This window comes from Flavobacteriales bacterium, from assembly GCA_020635855.1.
Lineage (GTDB): Bacteria > Bacteroidota > Bacteroidia > JACJYZ01 > JACJYZ01 > JACJYZ01.
On sequence record JACJYZ010000004.1, the window covers coordinates 76696 to 96691 of the forward strand.

The following is a 19996-nucleotide window of genomic DNA, read 5'->3' on the forward strand; positions in this document are numbered from 1 at the left end:
CCCCGCCAAATCTTCAAAACAAAGCCCTATGACCCCTGGAGGAGATTAGGAGGCCACGCCCTTTCCGTGGCACTGCTTGAATTTCTTTCCGCTGCCGCAGGGACAGGGTTCGTTGCGGCCCACCTTCTTTTCCACACGAACCGGCTCTGCCTTAGGTTGGCTACCGTTATCCATGGGAGGACCTTCCGGCATGCCCGGAGGTGGCATCGATGCAGGTGTGCTGACACTTTCGGGCCGGCTCTCCTGCAGCTGTTCGGGTGCTTTCCGCGGCGGTGCTGCCTGTTGCACCTGGCTCGCCTCCTGAACGGGCAGGTTGCCCTGGAACAGGAAAGCCACCACCTCGCGATTCACCCGGTCTACCATTTCCTTGAACAATTTGAAAGACTCAAACTTGTAAATGAGCAACGGGTCTTTTTGTTCATACACCGCATTCTGCACCGAGGACTTCAGATCATCCATCTCACGCAGATGCTCTTTCCACTCGTTGTCGATCAGTGCCAGCACAGTTCCTTTTTCAAAAGCCCGAACCAATGCTGCACCCTGGCTTTCATAACATTCTTTCAGGTTGGCAACGATCTGAAGGGTTTTGATACCATCGGTGAAAGGCACCACGATGTTCTCGTATGTCTGTGACTGGTTCTCATACACATCCTTGATAACCGGGAATGCGGCGACGCCGATTTGACGTCCTTTCTCGTTGTAGTATTCCCAGGACCGCTGGTAAATTTCATCTCCCAGTTCATCCGGCTTGGATGCAAGGAATTTCTCTTCATCAATGCCGGCATCCACCTGAAGGATCCGCAGCAACTCCAGCTTGAATCCTTCATAATCCGAATAACCCTGGTATTCTTCGGACAGGCTCTCGCACACGTCCTTCACCATATTGGATATGTCTACACTCAGTCGTTCCCCGAAGAGGGCATGGCGCCTGCGCTTATAGATCACTTCACGTTGTGAGTTCATCACGTCATCGTACTCAAGCAAACGTTTGCGGATCCCGAAGTTGTTTTCTTCCACCTTGCGTTGCGCCCTTTCGATGGACTTGGTGATCATCGAATGCTGGATCACTTCCCCTTCTTCCAGGCCCAGCCTGTCCATCATCCTGGAAATACGTTCCGAACCGAACAACCGCATCAGGTTGTCCTCAAGCGAAACGAAGAACTGTGACGATCCCGGGTCTCCCTGGCGACCGGAACGACCACGCAACTGGCGATCGACACGCCTGGAGTCATGCCTTTCTGTTGCCACGATGGCCAGACCACCGGCATCCTTTACACCGGGCCCGAGTTTGATATCGGTACCGCGACCGGCCATGTTGGTGGCAATGGTTACCTGCCCCGCCAAACCGGCCTGTGCCACAATCTCAGCTTCCTTTTGGTGCAACTTGGCGTTCAAGACGCTGTGCTTGATGTTACGGATCTTCAACATCCGGCTCAGCAACTCCGATGTTTCAACCGAGGTGGTACCCACCAGCACGGGTCTTCCGGCATTGGTCAGTTCCACGATCTCTTCGATCACGGCATTGTATTTTTCACGCTTGGTCTTATAGACCTTGTCTTCCATGTCTTTCCGCTGGATCGGACGGTTGGTGGGGATCACCACCACATCCAGTTTGTAGATCTCCCAGAACTCACCTGCTTCGGTTTCTGCCGTACCAGTCATACCGGCCAGCTTGTCATACATCCTGAAATAATTCTGCAAGGTGATGGTCGCATAGGTTTGTGTAGCAGCTTCCACCTTTACATTTTCCTTGGCTTCGATGGCCTGGTGAAGACCGTCGGAGTAGCGGCGACCTTCCATGATGCGACCGGTTTGCTCATCCACGATCTTGATCTTTCCATCCATGATCACATATTCCACATCCTTTTCAAACAGGGTGTAGGCCCTCAGCAGCTGGTTCAGGGTATGGATGCGCTCACTCTTCACCGTGAAATCGCGCATGAGTTCATTCTTCAGCTTGGAGGTTTCGCCGTCGGGCAGGCCTCTTTTCTCGATCTCAGCGATTTCGGATCCCACGTCAGGCATAATATAGAAAGACGGATCCTCTCCCTGGGCTGTAATCAGGTCAATGCCTTTTTCCGTAAGCTCGATGGTATTGTGTCTTTCGTCTATCACGAAATAGAGTTCCTGATCCACCTTGTGCATTTCCTTTCCCTGGTCCTGCATGTAGTAATTCTCGGTCGACACCAACTGCGCCTTGACACCGGGTTCGCTGAGAAATTTGATCAATGCCTTGTTCTTGGGCAACCCGCGATGTGATCGCAACAGGGCCATACCACCTGCTTTGTCGTTTTCCTTTCCTCCTTCCGCCAGGTGCTTTTTGGCATCGGCCAGCAGTGTGGTCACGTAGTTGCGTTGGGCGCTCACGAGTTTTTCCACGCGGGGCTTCAGTTCGTGAAACTCATGTTTGTCGGCGCGCGGAATGGGACCCGAGATGATAAGCGGTGTTCTGGCATCATCGACCAACACGGAATCCACCTCATCCACGATGGCATACACGTGACCGGGTTGAACGAGGTCTTCGGGGTGATGCGCCATGTTGTCACGGAGGTAATCAAAACCGAACTCATTGTTGGTACCGTAGGTCACGTGGGCTTTGTACGCCTTTCTTCTTTCCGGAGAGTTGGGTTTGTATTTGTCGATGCAATCGACCCTGAGGCCATGGAACTCGAACAAAAGCCCCATCCACTCGGCGTCACGTTTGGCAAGGTAGTCATTCACCGTTACCACGTGCACCCCTTTACCTGTAAGCGCATTGAGGTATACCGGCAGGGTAGCCACGAGTGTTTTACCCTCACCTGTTGCCATCTCAGCAATCTTTCCCTGGTGCAGTACGATTCCGCCGATCAGCTGCACGTTGTAATGCAACATGTCCCAGGTGATCTCATTTCCTGCAGCAATCCAGCTGTTCGCATAGATGGCTTTGTCTCCTGAAATCTCTATGCTGGAGCGTGTGGCTGCCAGGTCACGGTCCATTTCCGTGGCGGTGACTTCCACCTTCGGGTTTTCTTTGAACCGCCTGGCCGTATCTTTCATCACAGCGAAAGCTTCGGGCAACAATTCATCCAGGGTGCTGCGGGTTTTTTCCTTGACGGATTTTTCCAGTTGATCAATTTGCTGGTAGATGTCTTCCTTGGAGGATATGTCGAGGTTGTCCTTTGCCTGAAGTTTCCCCCGGAGGTCTTTCAGTTTCTGCTCGTCATCGGCAACCGCCTTTTCAATGCGGGATTGAAATTCAGTGGTCTTCGCACGCAACTGGTCGTTCGAGAGCGACGATAATTTCTGGTATTCGGCGTTGATTTTCTCTACAAGCGGCAGAACCTCTTTCAGGTCGCGATCCGATTTATTACCGAGAATGCCTTTGAGTGCTTTGGTTAAACTTCCTAACATGGTGATAATGCCTGGTATGCTTTCTTCCGAAAAATTTTGTTCTCAAAAATCATCCGCCTGCTTGTCAGACAGGCATTGAACCGCCGAAACACGTTCCGATCATTTGTCGTCTCATCAAGGGCGGTTTCTTAAGAGAGCTGCAAAGTAACACAAAATAGAATCAATATGCCGGGAGACGTTCCCGACATTCCTTGCCCCGGTACCTTTCAAAAACCGGGCACAAAAAAAAAGGCTGTCGTTATGACAGCCTTCATGTATGGCAAGTGTGCCTGAATATCTAATATTCATCTTCATTAAAGAAGAAATCCTCTTTGGAGGGGTAATCCGGCCAAATTTCCTCGATGCTTTCATAGATCTCACCCTCATCTTCAATCTCCTGAAGGTTTTCAATCACCTCAAGCGGGGCTCCGGACCTCATCCCGTAATCGATGAGCTCGTCCTTTGTGGCTGGCCACGGGGCATCTTCCAAATAGGATGCTAGTTCAAGGGTCCAGTACATATTCTCTACTTTTTTTTGATAACAGTAAACGAAAAAACAGTCAAATGGTTTTATCTGCTTACAGACAATGTTTCCAAAGCGGGCAAATGTAAAAAAATATCCAAACCGAAAGACGCGATTGTTAAGTAATTTGTGAAAAGATTTCCAATGGGGTTTTCGACTACAACAGGAATGTGGTCAGGTGTTTACAGTTCAGGCTTCCACGGCATTTCTTCTGCATGAACCAAACGGGCCCAATATCGGCTGAGGACAAAGAGATAATCTGAGAGCCTGTTCAGGTAAACCAGGATGAGGGGATCTACCTGTTCCTGCAAGTTCAGAGCCACCGTTGCACGCTCTGCACGCCGGCAGACACACCTGGCAAGATGACACCAGGAGACAGCAGGATGACCACCCGGTAAAACAAAATGCTTCATCGGTGGCAAATGGCCTTCCATCTCATCAATCTTCCCCTCAAGAAAATTTATATCGTCCTGGGTAACTTTCGGGGTTTTCACATTTTTCTTCGTGGGATCGGTTGCAAGCTGTGACCCGAGGGTGAACAAGCGATCCTGGATGCGCACCAGCTCTTCTTTGCAAGCAGCAGCCACTTCCTGGTCGCGCATCATACCAATGACCGCATTCAGTTCGTCCACCGTCCCGTAAGCCTCGATGCGAATGTGGCTTTTCGGCAGGCGGCTGCCACCAAAAAGTGCGGTGTTGCCCTGATCGCCCCCTTTGGTATAGATCTTCATACGGTGGATTGTCGTTGCAGAACGGTTCTCACATTCTGGTTCATGATGTCTGACTCCACCAATCCGTCACGCAAGCGGATCACCCGATGCGCATGTTCTGCGATGTCTTCTTCGTGGGTGACCACAATCACGGTGTTGCCCTTTGCATGGATCTCTTCGAACAATCCCATGATCTCAATGGAAGTTTTGGTATCGAGGTTTCCGGTGGGTTCATCGGCGAGAATGATGGATGGATTATTCACCAATGCCCTCGCCACCGCCACGCGTTGCCGCTGCCCACCCGACAGTTCATTCGGCTTGTGGTTCGCACGTTCGGTAAGGCCCACATCCGCCAGCACCTTCCAAACCTTCTCTTCACGCTCCTGCTTGGACAGGCCGGCATATACCAGTGGTAAGGCCACATTCTCAAGTGTGGTGTACCTGGGCAGAAGGTTGAATGTCTGAAACACGAACCCGATCTCCCGGTTCCTGATCTCTGCCAGTTGGTTGTCGCTTAACCGGCTCACATCCGTACCATTCAACCTATAGGTTCCGCTGGTAGGCGTGTCCAGGCAACCCAACACATTCATGAGGGTGGACTTCCCTGAACCGGAGGGTCCCATCAGTGCTACATAATCGTTGCGCTTGATGTCGAGCGTGATGGACTGCAACGCCTTCACCAGTTCACTTCCCATCAGGTAGTGTTTGGCAATATCCTGCAACTCGATAACCTTATTCATGGATGTTGTTTTTGAAACCGGGGGGTGAACTCATCAAAAATAGAAACTATATCCATACCGCATCTATGCATATTTAAGAACAAAGTGCTGCTGTGCCTGATCCCGCTTCATGAATACGACGCCCAGATGAAACAAGTCAATGCTTACGGTTACACCCGGATATTTGCAAACCTCTTCCCAGGCTTTCTCCATTTCTGCCGACCAATGAATATCATGGAACAGAAACACCGTTTTTTCGTGGGCATAAGGAAGGCATGCTTTAAAATAAGCCAGCGTAGGTTCATAGCGATGATTGCCATCGATGAACACCATGTCCAGCGTCCTTAGGTTTTTCAATGCGATCGGCAGGCCTGCATCGAACTCACCGGTAACCACCTCCACCACATTATCAAGATTGAGGGCATGCAGATTTTCTCTTGCGATGGCTGCCGTTTGTTTGCACCCTTCCAACGTGATCACCCTTGCTCCCGGATTTCCTTTAGCCAGGTAGGAGGTGCCCATTCCCAATGAAGTACCCAATTCCAGGATGGTGGATGGCGCAAAGTAGTTTGACATTCTGAACAGCAACCTGCCCCAACGGGCCGGCATGGCGCTGTGGGTGAGAATTTGGTGTACGGCCCTTTCGGGGCCCATGCCACCTGTTGAACCTGCACCGAAATCGGTGACTTTGATTTTGCGGTTGTCGTATTTCAAACGGCGTCTTGCTTCCTCGATTTCCCTGAACGCGTAGTATTGCTCATTGTTTGCCAGCACGTTCTCTATGAACTGGAACACAAACGGCGAATGTACTCCGTGCCTTGATTTGGCTATGCTCCGGTAACGTACATAACGCAGGGATGTCCGAAAAGTATCAAGAATGAATGCGGGAGAAACAGTCACTTAGTAATCGAGGCTTAATGAGAGATAAAATACGGGCTTCTTATGTACCTCACCGTCTTCAATGCCCCAAGCCCAATCTGTTCTCAGGAAATAGCCCCATACCTTGGCACGGAGTCCGGCACCAAAGCCCGCCACAATGGGTTCCACCTGGCGGGTCAGCGTTACCGAGATCGGTGCCTGATAATACGATTTGGTGTTAAGTGAGTTATCACTTGAGTATGGCGTGGTACCCGTCCATGCCGTTCCCATATCTCCGAATCCAACGATCTGGAAGTTATACAGAAAATCGGACTTCACCGGACGGGTGGAAAAATAGCGGAACACGGGTATGCGCACCTCGGTGTTGATGGCTGCAAAGCTCACACCGTTCCGGATACCTTGCAGGAACCCTCTCATATTGGTGGCCACTGCCTGGAAGGCATATGGCTGGGTATAATCGATGGGCACCGTATAATCGAATTTGGGGAACAACCAGTTGTCTACGCCGCCCAGGTAATAGATCAGCTTCTGGGTTCCGAGCGAGGTACTGGTGGCAAACCGGTTGGCCCAAATGATCTCCCTGTGAATACGCGTATAGTGGCGGAAATCCGCACCGAGTACGGCAAGATGGTCCTTGGTCGGGTTCAGGCGTGCGATAAAATTACCCCGCACAGAACCCATCACGTCCAGGTTGTTGTAGTATTCTGCAAACAGTTTCCACCTGCTTCCCAGCATCAGGTTCATGCCTTTGCTGCGCGTGTTGTCAAACACAAGTTCTCCTCTCAAGCCAGCACGGTTGGTGCTTTGGTTGTTCACCCTAAGGCTGATCAGGTCACTGGAAAGAAAGGCTGCTCGGTCGTTCCTGTAGATCATGGTCATGCGGGCACTGAGCACTTCATTGAAGGGCCACTTAAGCTTGTAGCTTATTTCATGCATGTGCACTTTTACAGGCCCGATCGATGAACCGGCAAGGAATGCCTGGCGGTGAAAGATCAATTGCTTGTCGAGCCTGTTCTTCAGGTTTTCAAAACTCAGCATGTATTCGTTGCTGTTCAGGTTACCGGCCAGCCTGAACCCACCGGTGATTTTGTAATCCTCCAACACGTCGCTCACACCGAACTTAAAGAGGGCATTGGGACCGGGCATGAAGTAGATCTCACCACCGCCGGTAAATGCCTGGTAATTGGAGTTCAGAAAACTGTTGTCAAGCTGGCTGATCAGCTGATCCACAAAGAAGGTCACATCGTAGTTGCGTTGGATCGGCAATTTGAATTCTTTGGGTTTGGTTGTATCCACGGGTGTTTCGTTGGAAGGTTCCGCGACCTCAGGTTGTTTGTCGGACTTACCTCCCCGTTTCCGGTTGCTGATGAATTCGTAGTTCTCCACATCAAACTCAAATTGCTGATCGATGTCTTCACCGTCGTAGTATTCCTTGGCGGTGTTGCCGCCCGTTAGCATACTATCCATCACTTCCTCTCCGGATTCCACACCGGGGAGATGGGCTCCGGGTTTCCACTCTTTCACCTGAACCGGACTTACGAACATGCGAAACCGTCCGTCTGCAAACATGAGTTCGGCCGCGGTTTTGTTTTTCATTTGTACATCCTGCTCGATGATGTTCCGGGAGTAGTTGGTGATGGGGGTGATCACCACCTTGTCGCGGTAGTGTGCCACGGTATCAATGTGGCTCAAAACGCTGTCGAGCTTGGCCACATACCTGTTGCTGATTCCATTCTCATCGGAAAGAAATGTAAAATGCGCCGAATCCAGTTCCTGGGGGTAATCCTCGTTCACATCCCGGGTGTTGGTGATCCGCTTGAGTACATCGGACCGGGTGGTGAGATCGTAGTAGTAAATGTCTTTCTGCTGGGGCATCAGGTCCATATCGGTTTGTGCCCGCAGTGTGTCATCAGACCGGTTGGATACGAACAGGATGCCCTTGTCTCCACGCACAAAACTCGGATGAAGGTCATCGAAGATATCGTGGGTGAGTTGCTCGTTGGTAAAGGAGGCGATGGTATAAAGGAAGATATCCGACTGTCCGTCCCTGATGCCCGATAGCACCAGTTGCTTGCCATCCTGTGAGTAGGAGAAGTCAGCAATCTTTTCGAAATGCAGAAACTCATTCTCATCCCAGTGCTTTCGTTTACCCTCCATCGAGTGAAAGTCAAGATAGAGGTGGCCTTTCTTCTCACGAATCATGGCGATGATTTTACCCGTCGGGTGCCAATCGAGAATTGGAAATGAATAATCCATTCTGTATTCCTGCCACTTGAAACCCTGTTTGAAAATCTTACTTCGTTTACCGGTCTCCAGATCCTGAACCCACACCTTGTACTTGCCCATCTTATTGGTAACATATGCCACTTTGCTGGCATCCGGACTCAATCTTATGTGAAAGTAGGCACGGTTTTTCTTCATGCCGGTCACCGCCAGTTTATCATCCGGAAGGTGGCGTGTTTTGTCTACATTGGTATACCGGTCTGTATAGTAATTCAGCCATTCGAAGGTGAGGTTCTTCATGGATGTCCCCAGCACAAACAGGAAACCGCTTTCAATGTTCCGGCTGATCTTGGTCATGTACAGAATGTTTGGGATCACCGATTCGCCGTAGATATCGGCGATGTATGCCCATATGGAATGACCGGCATACACGGCGTCTTCACCATCAAGTTTGTTGAACTTCCGGTATCGTCCGGAGATAATACCGTCTTTCACGCGGTTGTCCACTTCCTTGTTCCAACTGGAGGCCATGTAAGACATCAACCCGTTCAGGTACCACTGCGGCAGGTTCAGGAATGCGGAATTCTTCAACATATCCTTAAGGTCGCCACCGTACATCATTTGGTTAACCAGCACCTGTGCCAGTCCGGCCCGGATCTCATTTTCCAGGTGGGCATGATCACCATCAAAATACAAAAGGATCTTGGTACCCACAATCCGGGTAACCCCCCCCGTGTTGTACTGCTCCTCACCCATCAACCCGATGTTGGTCTGACGCAGGTCGGACAATTTGTTGTAGATGACCAGCTGTACCTTTTTCTCCAACTGGTAGTCTAACTTTTTCTCAATCTCAGCCAGGCTTTGATCCGCCGACCGGGAGGCAAATACGGCGATGTTCTTTCCGCCTGTGTAGAAGTAAACGTCAAATTTCTTGAAGCGATAAAACGTCCAGAGCATTTCAATGCTTTGCACCCGGTTTTGCCCGAAACTCATCTGTGACCCGTTGTAATATTGGGCCGATGCAGCCGAGGGCAGCAGGAACAGGATCGCTGCCAGGCCAACGACAAATCTTGTAAAACGTGGGGTTATTTCGGACAATTTAAGGACCATGCTCCTTTGAAATCTAGCAAGTAAAGGTAACCATTTTGGATCAATCTTTTGTACTTTTGAACGGCAAATCCCATGCGATGATTCAAATCCAGTCTTTTACATTCAACCCGTTCCAGGAGAACACGTTCGTGGTATACGACCAGACCCGCGAATGCCTCATCATTGATCCCGGATGCAGCGATGCGTCGGAACGGGATGAATTGACCGATTTCATCGGATCCCATCAGTTGAAACCGGTTCTCCTTGTTAACACCCACGCCCATATTGACCACATCATGGGCAATGCATACATCGCCGGAAAATACGGGATCCCCATTGCGCTTAACGACCTTGATCTTCCCTTATTGCTGCACGCCCGTGAACACGGCCTCGCATTTGGGGTACACGTTGAATCTTCACCAGAACCTACCGTAAAACTGGAGGAAGGCAAGCCCGTTCGTTTCGGGGAATCAAGTCTGGATGTATGGCACACACCCGGTCACAGTCCGGGCAGCGTATGCCTGGTGGATACCAATGGAAAAAATGTAATTGGTGGAGATGTTTTGTTCAGGGGCAGCATCGGACGCACCGACCTGCCAGGTGGCGACCTGGAAACACTGCTGACTTCCATCACTGATAAACTGCTTCCCCTGGGCAACGACTTCACCGTGTATTCGGGTCATGGTCCCGCCACCAGCATCGGTGAAGAAAAGACACACAATCCGTTCCTTCAGCCCACTTTCCTCAATCGTTAGAAATCACATTCAAGAATAATATTATGACCGGCACCAACGCCTCCGACACAGCTTCACCTTCAAATACTGCAGAGATGGACACAAGCGTATCAACCCGCCTTTTTGAAGCGGCATGTGAACTTTTTCCGGGAGGTGTGAATTCGCCGGTTCGTGCTTTCAGGTCGGTGGAAGGCAACCCGGTATTTATTGACAGTGGCAAAGGCAGCAAACTCACAGATGCAGACGGCAACACGTACATCGACTTCTGCTGTTCTTGGGGGCCATTGCTGCACGGACATGCACACCCCGCCGTGCTGGAGGCCGTTACCCGTACCATGGCAAAAGGTACTTCTTTCGGTGCACCCACAGCCCTTGAAAACCAACTGGCCGAGCTGATCATCAGCAACAACAAATACGTGGATAAGCTACGTTTCGTGAGCTCCGGCACAGAAGCAGTCATGTCGGCCATTCGCCTGGCCAGGGGGTATACGGGAAGGGATAAAATTGTGAAGTTCGAAGGATGTTATCACGGACATGCGGATTCATTGCTGGTGAAAGCTGGCAGCGGACTGGTGACACTGGGCACGTCAAGTTCTGCCGGGGTGCCCGCCGGATGTGTAGCAGAAACTCTGGTGCTGCCGCTTGCAAGCAGAGAAGCTCTGGAAGATGTATTCAGGAAGTACCCGGATGAGATCGCGTGTGTGATCATTGAACCGGTTCCGGCCAACAACGGTCTGCTGCTACAGGAACCTTCCTACCTTCAATTCCTTCGAGAAATTACCGAGCAACATGGCACCCTCCTGTTATTCGATGAAGTGATCTCCGGGTTCAGGCTCGGCTTTGAAGGAGCGGCCGGTCATTATAACATCCGACCCGATCTGGTCACTTACGGAAAGGTGATCGGTGGCGGATTTCCAGTGGGTGCATTCGGCGGAAGCAACAAGATGATGGGTTGCATGGCGCCTGAAGGACCGGTATACCAGGCCGGGACCCTCTCCGGTAACCCGGTTGCGATGGCTGCCGGAATCGCCCAACTTACCCTGTGCCTTGACAAAGGCATTTACGAAAACCTGGCCGCCAAAACTTCCAACCTGTGCAACCGGATGCAGCAGCACGCCGATCAAATGGGTTATCCCGTGAAAATTTTCCGCATCGGTTCCATTTTCTGGCTGGCGCTCACTCGCTCGGAAGCCATACGCTCCGCTTCCGAAATCGATCCGGAAACCATGAAAACATTCGGACACATGCATCGGCGATTGCTTGAGAAGGGCGTGTACCTTGGACCTTCCGGATACGAAGTTTGCTTTGTGAGCACCGTTCATACAGATGATGACCTGGCCAGAGCGGGACAGATATTTTGTGACGTTATGGACGAAACCTGGGGAATTCAGCCGGCAAAGAGCCACTGAACCATGGCCACCCAAACGGCCTGGATGATGAGAAGTCCGTCGATGGCTACCAGGTAAAATAACTCCCCGGTTTGCTGAACTCCCCTTGCCACCCAAATGGCTGCCACCACAGCCGTACCTATGAATGTGAGTGACTGGTACGGGTGATAGAAACCCGTTTGAACGCCATGTGTGACCACCAGGGCCGCATGACCCAACAACAATGCGAAAGACACCATCAGGGATCTCTTATGTCCCAGGCGAATGGCCCAGGTAACCAGGCCCTGTCGGGCATCCTCACCGGCATCCCGCATATCAAAAGGGAGGGTAATGGCGGCCACGAACAACCACCGTTCCACGAAAACATACCATACATCGGTGCACGTCATGTTGGTTGAAAACGCCTCATAAGGAAGCAAAACAGTCACCATCACCCAAACGGTAGCGATCAAAGGCAACTTAAGAAAGGGCCAATACCGGATTCCCCTGAACCAACGGGCGGGAGAACGATACAACACCACCATCACCGTACACGCAATCAACATGGGATACACATGAGAAGGGAGGTACCTGAACGCTGCCAGGCAAGCAACAGATAACAGGATGTATGCAAGAAAAAATACCCGGGGCGGAGCACGCCACCAGTTGATTCGCTGCGCCTCATCCGACCCATCCGAATTGTTTCGGGCAGCCAGGAAACGATGAAGGGAATAGGCCAGCCAGGTAGCCACCATCACCAACACAACCAGGAACCATTGATAGGGGGAAAGATGTAATGGGGTGCCCATCGTTAACCACGCCTGACATGCCGCAGCCAATGCGATGATGATGTTTCCGTAGGCCAGTTTTTTCAGCATGCGGATGTTTACGGCCGGTTGTTCAAAATAACCAGACCGGCCAGGTAACCAGCCAGGCTACCGATAGCGGCATTCCTGACTTTCTTTGCACGGGCACGTGTGAGGTAACCCTCCACATACGCCTCGTCATTCATCCATTCAGGGTGAGGGGTTTTTCGGCCTTCCATCCGGGGAGACCTACCACCAATCAGCACTATCACCACACCCGAAGGAATGAGTCCGAAAATCGGACCCAGGTAGGCTGAAGTCACTCCGCTTGCCAATCCAACAATACCCGTCCACCCATTGTGATACGTACCCGCATCCTGCCAACCCCAAATGTAATGTTGCATCTGTTGGATAGAATACTCGTTGTCCTCCAGGGAATCCACCTGGTAGATGAACTCCTCCTTTCCGTTGGCATGGATGACGGAGAACACGCGTTCTTTGGACATGCTATGCACCTTCTCTTTCCCTGGCTTCTTATACATCACCTTAAAATCCTCCACACCTGTTAACACCAGGGACAGGGTATCTCCCCTGACAGTCACAAACCGATCGACGCTCTGGGACACCGCCGGCTGAGCCATGGAAAGAAAGAAACAGGCAAGCAATGCCATGTTTCCTAGATGTTTTAGTTTCCCGATAATGACTGTTTCTTCTCGCATGAGGCCAAAGGTAGAAAAACCTTGCCAGGGAAGGCGGTTAGGGTAAAACCAAAAATTGCCTAACCCGCTTTTTTTCTTGCCTTTTTATGTACATTTACACGTCGTTTTCACATCCTGTTTTTCAAACATTTATAGTAAGTTTCAGTATGAATGAATTTTCCTTCAGCCAGCGTCATATTGGTCTTGATGCGGCAGCAGTTGAAAAGGCCCTGAATACCATCGGTGCCAAGAGTGTAGGTGACCTTATCCAGGAAACCATTCCATCGCGTATCCGGTTGAAGAAAGAGTTGGACCTGGGCGAAGGCATGAAGGAACATGAATACCTCGCACACATCAGGAAGCTGGCTGCCAAGAACAAAGTTTACAAGAGTTATATCGGACTGGGCTATTACGATTGCATCACCCCTTCTCCCATTTTGCGTAACCTGTTTGAAAACCCGGGTTGGTATACCGCCTACACGCCGTACCAGGCTGAAATTTCACAGGGCCGTCTTGAAGCGCTGCTGAACTACCAAACCCTTGTCAGCGACCTGACCGCTCTTCCCCTTACAAACGCCAGTTTGTTGGATGAGGCAACTGCGGCAGCGGAGGCGATGATCATGTTCTTCAACATGCGCACCAAGGAGCAAACAGCAGAAGGCCATAACGTATTCGGTGTGGATGCGGGTTGTTTTCCTCAAACCATTGACCTGCTCAAAACAAGATCCATCCCCCTCGGCATCGCACTGGAGATCCGGCCGGTTGAAGAACTGGCCCAAATCGATAAAGCCTTCGGTGTGATCATTCAATACCCTGACCGTTCAGGTAAAATTTCCGACCACCGTGGATTGGTGCAATCGCTGAAAGAACGTCAGATAAAAACTGCCATCGCAGCCGACCTGATGTCACTGGCCTTATTGACACCTCCCGGAGAATGGGGCGCCGACGTGGCGCTGGGTTCCACCCAACGGTTCGGTGTTCCCATGGGTTACGGTGGTCCGCACGCTGCTTACTTTGCAGCCACCGACGATTTCAAACGCAACATGCCCGGCCGCATCATAGGCGTGTCTCAGGATGCGAAAGGCAACCGTGCCCTGAGAATGGCCCTGCAAACAAGGGAACAACACATCAAACGTGAAAGAGCCACGTCCAATATTTGCACCTCCCAGGTGTTGCTGGCCAACATGGCTTCCATGTATGCCGTGTATCATGGAAAAGAAGGCATCAGCAACATTGCCTCAACCATCCATGACCGTGCAGTGAGCCTGGCTGAGAACCTGGCTGCGATGGGATACCAGCCGACCCATGCAGCTTATTTCGATACCATCGGAGTGAATGCGGCCGAGGGCAAGATCCGCCCCATCGCTGAAAAGGCGGGTATCAATTTCCGGTACGAAGACGGTTCCGTTTTCATCAGCGTGGATGAAGCCACCGAGCTGGCAGATGTTCAAGACATCCTGAAAGTTTTTGCGGAAGCTGCAGGCAAGGGAGCCCCTGCAATCAAAGCCGGTGAAGGTCACACGTCAAAAATCCCCGCAGCGCTTCAACGCACCAGCTCATACCTGGATCATTCGGTATTTAACACTTACCGCACGGAAACCGAATTGATGCGCTACATCAAGAAGCTGGAAAACAAAGACCTTTCGCTGACGCACTCCATGATCCCGCTCGGATCCTGCACCATGAAACTGAATGCCGCTTCGGAACTCATGCCTGTGAGCATGAAGGAATTCAACGGCCTGCATCCGTTCGCACCGCTTAACCAAACCGCAGGTTACGCCGAAATGTTCCAGGGTCTGGAAAACGCATTGTGTGAGATCACCGGATTTGCCGCAGTCTCCCTGCAGCCCAATTCGGGCGCCCAGGGTGAATATGCCGGTCTGATGGTGATCAGAGCCTACCATGAAAGTCGCGGTGACCTGCAACGGAACGTTGCCCTGATTCCTTCATCGGCACACGGTACCAACCCGGCCAGCGCTGTCATGGCAGGCATGAACGTGGTGATCGTAAAATGTGATGAGAAAGGCAACATCGACCTGGATGACCTCCGCACCAAAACCGACAAACATAAAAATGAACTGTCGTGCCTGATGGTTACATACCCTTCCACGCACGGTGTGTTTGAGGAAGGCATCATGGATGTGACCAGCATTATTCATGAAGCAGGCGGACAGGTATATATGGATGGCGCCAATATGAATGCACAGGTCGGACTGACAAACCCGGCTATGATCGGGGCGGACGTATGCCACCTGAACCTGCACAAAACCTTTGCTATTCCTCATGGAGGCGGTGGCCCCGGTATGGGTCCCATCGGCGTGGCTGCCCACCTGGCCCCCTTCCTTCCGTCACACCCGGTGGTGAAGACCGGTGGAGATAAAGGTATCAACGCCATATCCGCAGCACCCTGGGGAAGTGCCAGCATCCACCTGATCTCCTATGCATACATAAAGATGTTGGGAGCAAGCGGATTGAAAGCCTCAACCGAGACGGCCATCCTGAATGCAAACTATATCAAAACACGACTGGAATCGCACTACCCGGTGCTGTACCAGGGCGACAAAGGTCGCGTGGCCCACGAAATGATCCTGGATTGCCGCAATTTCAAACGCACCGCCCAGATCGAAGTGGAAGACATCGCCAAACGCCTGATCGATTACGGATTTCATGCACCCACCGTTTCTTTCCCCGTAGCAGGAACCCTGATGATCGAACCGACCGAAAGCGAATCATTGGAGGAACTGGACCGGTTCTGTGATGCTATGGTTTCGATTCGTGAAGAAATCAGGGCCATCGAACAAGGAAAAGCCGATTCAGTGGACAACGTATTGAAAAATGCGCCACACACGGTGGAGGAAATTGCAGGCGATAATTGGGCGCACTCTTACGCACGCTCACAGGCTGCATTCCCGCTTCCTTACTTAAAAGAAGCCAAGTACTGGCCTACCGTCAAGAGGGTAGATAATGCCCTTGGAGACCGGAACCTGATCTGCACCTGCCCGCCTATGGAAGCCTACGCGGAACCAGCGGATGCGGAGGCCTGAAAAATTTGAAATGGAAAAGTGTTGGGATTTCATTCGTTTTTTGAGAGATTTTTTACCTTTGGCCACAGAGTGCAACCATACTTCAAAAACATTTTAATCCTTAACCCTAACCTAAATACGTAATTATGAAGAAGATCTACTTTTTAGCAGGTGCTGCATTCTTCATGAGCTCCGTTGCTTTTGCTCAGCAAGGCAACATGGTTCAGAAAGACATGAAGCCCGCTGCCCAAAACGACTTGGTCGCCAGCCCGGCCAATGTTCAGGATCCCGGCATTGCGGCCGTTGGAGATACCATCTGGTCTGAGGACTTCAAAGACAGCATCCCCGCAGGATGGACCGTTGTAGACAATACCTCTAACGGTTACGATTGGGTATGGACCACCAACCCCACGATCTCTTGTACCTACACCAGCACTACCTTTGCTGCCAGCACCGCTACCAATGGTCATATGCTGTTGTTCGGTGACAAGTACAACTCAGACGTAGCATGTACTCTATTGACCCAGCCTGTTGTTGACATGGACGCGTTCTTCCAGACCCCGGCCATGGATTACACCGCTTACCCTTCGGTATTCCTGAAATTCCAGCAGTCTTTCCGTTACTGCTGCAACAGCGGCACTACCAAGCTGAGCGTATATGTGTCCAACGACAGCATCACCTGGAAAGAATACAATGTGAAGGGCAAATACCCTTTCATCCAGGGTACCGGTGCCAACGCAGCTTCCAAGAACCCCACCTTGCAAACGGTTAACATTTCCGACGTTGCAGGCGGACAATCAAAAGTTTGGATCCGCTGGCACATGACCGCCGGTAGCCACTACTACTGGCAGGTGGACGACATCGCAGTTGTTGAAGGTAACACTGAGGATGCCGTGCTGATCGAAGAACTGGCCGACTTCAACTACATCGACGGAGGTTTCTACACCATGCTGCCCCGCAAACAGGGTCCTAACACACCCGTTACTTTCCGCAGCGCCGTGTTCAACAACGGTTCTTCTACCCTGAACAACGTTACCCTGAACGTAAAAGTGAAAGATGCCAGCAGCAATGCTGTGTACGACCAGACTTCCGCTGCCAAGACCCTTTCTTCCATGCAGCTGGATACCTTCGCCATCACCACTCCGTTCATGGCTGACACTTCATGCAGTGACATCGGTGACTACACATTTGAATTTACAATTGACCAGACTGAAACAGATCAGGATCCTGCCAACAACACAATCAGCGTTCCCTTTACGGTTACTGATACCGTATTCGGACGTGACTACGGTGTTGCAGGTACCACAGGTGGCCCGGATGCATGGGCGGACTGTACCGCTGATGGCAATGAAATTGCTACCATGTACGAGTTCTCTGCTGATGCAACCGCCACTTCCATTTCTTTCTACAACATGTCCAGCACAGATTCAAGCGGTATCTCCGTTATCCTGAACCTGTACCGTTTGGACATCAATGGCAACATCGGTTCCAGCCCGTATGCTTCTTCTGATCTTCGTGATCTGACAACCGCTGACCTGGGCAAATGGATCACCATGCCATTCACTTCACCGGTTACCGTGGAAGCCGACAGTACATTCCTCGCTTCCGTTGCCGTATTCGGTTACAACAATGGTTACGACATCAACATCGGTACTGACCTGGTTGCCAACCAACCTGATGCGACTTCGCTCACCAACTGTGCGGGCACATGGGGTTGGATCAGCTCTCAACCGATGATCCGTTTGAATGCCAACGATGGCAGCGGTAACTTCTGCGTAGGTGTGAATGAAATTGAAAACGCTCACAACCTGCGTGTGTTCCCGAATCCGAACCAGGGTACCTTCAACCTCGTTGCAGAGAACCTGAAAGGCAAAACCACCACCATCCAGGTAACCAACGTGATCGGTCAGGTGATTTACAGCAAGGAAGTTCGCACCGGCGCTTCATACATGAGCGAAACGGTTGATCTTTCCTCAGCACAGAAAGGCCTGTACTTCGTGAAGTTGATCAACAACAACGCCGAAAGCGTACACAAGGTGATTGTGCAGTAAGCACAGCCTTCTCAAATAACAAGAAAAAGCCCTGCAGGAATGCGGGGCTTTTTTTATGCTCTAGAAATAAGATAAAGGGAGAACTACTTTTCCTTCAATCGCTTCAGAAACTTGGAAGCGTAAACAAAGTGGTTGATCTCCGGGTTGTCAGTCTCAAGAATGGATTCATTGTCGCCTTCCCACCATTTGTTGCCCTGGTGAATGAAAACGATCTTATCGCCAATCTCCATCACCGAATTCATGTCGTGCGTGTTGATGATGGTGGTGATGTTGTATTCCTGCGTGATCTCCTTGATGAGGTTATCAATAACAATGGATGTTTGCGGGTCCAGACCTGAATTGGGTTCATCGCAAAACAGGTATTTGGGCTTCATGGCGATGGCCCTGGCGATGGCCACGCGTTTCTGCATGCCACCGCTGATCTCAGACGGATACAGCTTGTTCACGTTTTCAAGACGCACACGCTGAAGACAGAAGTTCACACGGTCCAGCATTTCCTTTTCGGTCATGCCAGAGAACATGGTCAACGGAAACTTGATATTCTCTTCCACATTCAGCGAATCGAACAACGCACCTCCCTGGAAAAGCATACCAATTTCCCGCCGGAGAACTTTCCGCTCTTCCAGCTTCATGTTCGTGAAATTGCGATCGTCATAGTATATCTCTCCGCCGTCCACTTCCAGCAACCCTACGAGACATTTCATCATTACGGTCTTTCCCGACCCGCTTGCACCGATGATCAGGTTGGTCATGCCCGGCGCAAATGAAACCGATACACCCTTCAACACTTGTTTCTCACCGAAGGATTTGGTGATGTTACGCGCCTCGATCATATCAACAGCAATTGGGTGATCACGTAGTTACTGATGAGAATGGCAACACTGCTATATACAACAGCCCGCGTGCTGGACTGCCCCACTTCGAGGGCGCCTCCACGCGTATGATAACCATGATAGGCGGATATGGATGTGATGAGAAAGGCAAACACAACGGTTTTAATGAATGCATAGGTGACATTGAACGGATCAAAGTCGTACTGTATGCCATATATGAAATCATCTCCTGTTACCACATTCGACATGGAACCAGCCAGGTATCCGCCTGCTATGGCAAAACTCATGCTGATGGCCACCAGAATGGGGTTGATCAGTACGGCAGCCACCACCTTCGGCATCACCAGGTATCCCGCTGAATTCACACCCATTATTTCCAGTGCATCAATCTGCTCGCTCACCCTCATGGTACCAATTTCAGAGGCCACGTTTGAACCCACCTTACCGGCAAGTATGAGTGCTATGATGGTGGGGGAGAGTTCCAGGATCACAGACTCCCGGGTTGCAAAACCAATGGCATAACGGGGAATCCAGGCACTGTCAATTCCTGATGCAGTCTGGATCGTGATGACGGCACCCATGAACAGGGAAATCAGCACCACGATGCCGAGTGAACCCAGACCCAAAGAATCTATTTCCCTGCCGATCTGCTGTCGGTAGATCCGGATTTTTTCTGGGCGCTTGAACACCTGGCCCATAAACATACAGTAATTTCCAAGGTGGTAGAATACCTTCATCGGCAATAACGATCCTTAACGGGTGCTAAAATTAGCAATAATTCCGAACCCTTCCGGGTGTATGACCGAATACACTTTTGTGGTCGGATCCGTTGAATTGGACAATTGCTGCGGATTTTTGTAGTTTTGATTGCATAAGCCCACACCATGAAACAGGTTCATGCACGTATGTTGATTTTGTTGCTGGCAATTGTTCTGCTGGCACCCGGATGCCGGATCTTCCGCGGAAGAAACC

Annotated in this window: 14 protein-coding genes; 4 read left to right on the top strand and 10 right to left on the bottom strand. The window is 51.0% G+C overall.

Going from position 1 to position 19996, the window contains the following annotated elements; genetic code table 11:
* Window positions 1–45: 45 nt before the first annotated feature.
* The 6 genes from secA to H6585_12425 form a co-directional block, all read right to left on the bottom strand.
* Window positions 46–3390 carry a preprotein translocase subunit SecA gene (secA, locus tag H6585_12400; protein MCB9449131.1) on the bottom strand — a complete coding sequence of 1115 codons (3345 nt, stop codon included), beginning with the start codon at window positions 3388–3390 and terminating at the stop codon, window positions 46–48.
* 277 nt (window positions 3391–3667) lie between these two features.
* Window positions 3668–3889, bottom strand: a complete 222-nt coding sequence (locus H6585_12405; protein MCB9449132.1) for a DUF2795 domain-containing protein — start codon at window positions 3887–3889, stop codon at window positions 3668–3670.
* A 185-nt stretch (window positions 3890–4074) separates the two neighbouring features.
* On the bottom strand, window positions 4075–4623 hold the full coding sequence (locus H6585_12410; GenBank protein ID MCB9449133.1) for a cob(I)yrinic acid a,c-diamide adenosyltransferase: 549 nt from the start codon (window positions 4621–4623) through the stop codon (window positions 4075–4077).
* A complete protein-coding gene (locus H6585_12415; GenBank protein ID MCB9449134.1) occupies window positions 4620–5342 on the bottom strand; it encodes an ABC transporter ATP-binding protein in 723 nt (240 codons plus the stop codon). Before H6585_12415 ends, H6585_12410 begins: the two co-directional genes overlap by 4 nt.
* Window positions 5343–5405: 63 nt before the next feature.
* Entirely contained in the window at window positions 5406–6116 is a 711-nt protein-coding gene (locus tag H6585_12420; GenBank protein MCB9449135.1) for a class I SAM-dependent methyltransferase, read from the bottom strand.
* Between the two features lie 105 nt (window positions 6117–6221).
* Window positions 6222–9533: a hypothetical protein gene (locus H6585_12425; GenBank protein MCB9449136.1), complete on the bottom strand. Its 3312-nt coding sequence runs from the start codon at window positions 9531–9533 to the stop codon at window positions 6222–6224.
* A gap of 77 nt (window positions 9534–9610) precedes the next feature.
* Between H6585_12425 and H6585_12430 the strand changes: the two genes are divergently transcribed.
* The gene (locus H6585_12430; protein ID MCB9449137.1) at window positions 9611–10267 is read left to right on the top strand and encodes an MBL fold metallo-hydrolase; all 657 of its coding nucleotides are present in this window, start codon (window positions 9611–9613) and stop codon (window positions 10265–10267) included.
* Window positions 10268–10290: 23 nt separating this feature from the next.
* The gene (gene hemL, locus H6585_12435) at window positions 10291–11655 is read left to right on the top strand and encodes a glutamate-1-semialdehyde 2,1-aminomutase (GenBank protein MCB9449138.1); all 1365 of its coding nucleotides are present in this window, start codon (window positions 10291–10293) and stop codon (window positions 11653–11655) included.
* Here hemL and H6585_12440 read toward each other — a convergent pair.
* Complete coding sequence (locus tag H6585_12440) at window positions 11634–12491, bottom strand: hypothetical protein (GenBank protein MCB9449139.1); 858 nt, start codon at window positions 12489–12491, stop codon at window positions 11634–11636. The genes hemL and H6585_12440 overlap by 22 nt on opposite strands.
* A gap of 8 nt (window positions 12492–12499) precedes the next feature.
* Complete coding sequence (locus H6585_12445; protein MCB9449140.1) at window positions 12500–13090, bottom strand: hypothetical protein; 591 nt, start codon at window positions 13088–13090, stop codon at window positions 12500–12502.
* 194 nt (window positions 13091–13284) lie between these two features.
* Here H6585_12445 and gcvP point away from each other — a divergent pair, with 194 nt between their 5' ends.
* Entirely contained in the window at window positions 13285–16161 is a 2877-nt protein-coding gene (gene gcvP, locus H6585_12450) for an aminomethyl-transferring glycine dehydrogenase (GenBank protein MCB9449141.1), read from the top strand.
* A 125-nt stretch (window positions 16162–16286) separates the two neighbouring features.
* Window positions 16287–18191 carry a T9SS type A sorting domain-containing protein gene (locus H6585_12455; protein MCB9449142.1) on the top strand — a complete coding sequence of 635 codons (1905 nt, stop codon included), beginning with the start codon at window positions 16287–16289 and terminating at the stop codon, window positions 18189–18191.
* A gap of 83 nt (window positions 18192–18274) precedes the next feature.
* Here the strand turns inward: H6585_12455 and H6585_12460 are convergent, their stop codons facing one another.
* Both H6585_12460 and H6585_12465 read right to left on the bottom strand, forming a co-directional pair.
* Complete coding sequence (locus tag H6585_12460; GenBank protein MCB9449143.1) at window positions 18275–19024, bottom strand: ATP-binding cassette domain-containing protein; 750 nt, start codon at window positions 19022–19024, stop codon at window positions 18275–18277.
* Window positions 19021–19761: an ABC transporter permease gene (locus H6585_12465; protein ID MCB9449144.1), complete on the bottom strand. Its 741-nt coding sequence runs from the start codon at window positions 19759–19761 to the stop codon at window positions 19021–19023. Before H6585_12465 ends, H6585_12460 begins: the two co-directional genes overlap by 4 nt.
* Window positions 19762–19996: the final 235 nt, after the last annotated feature.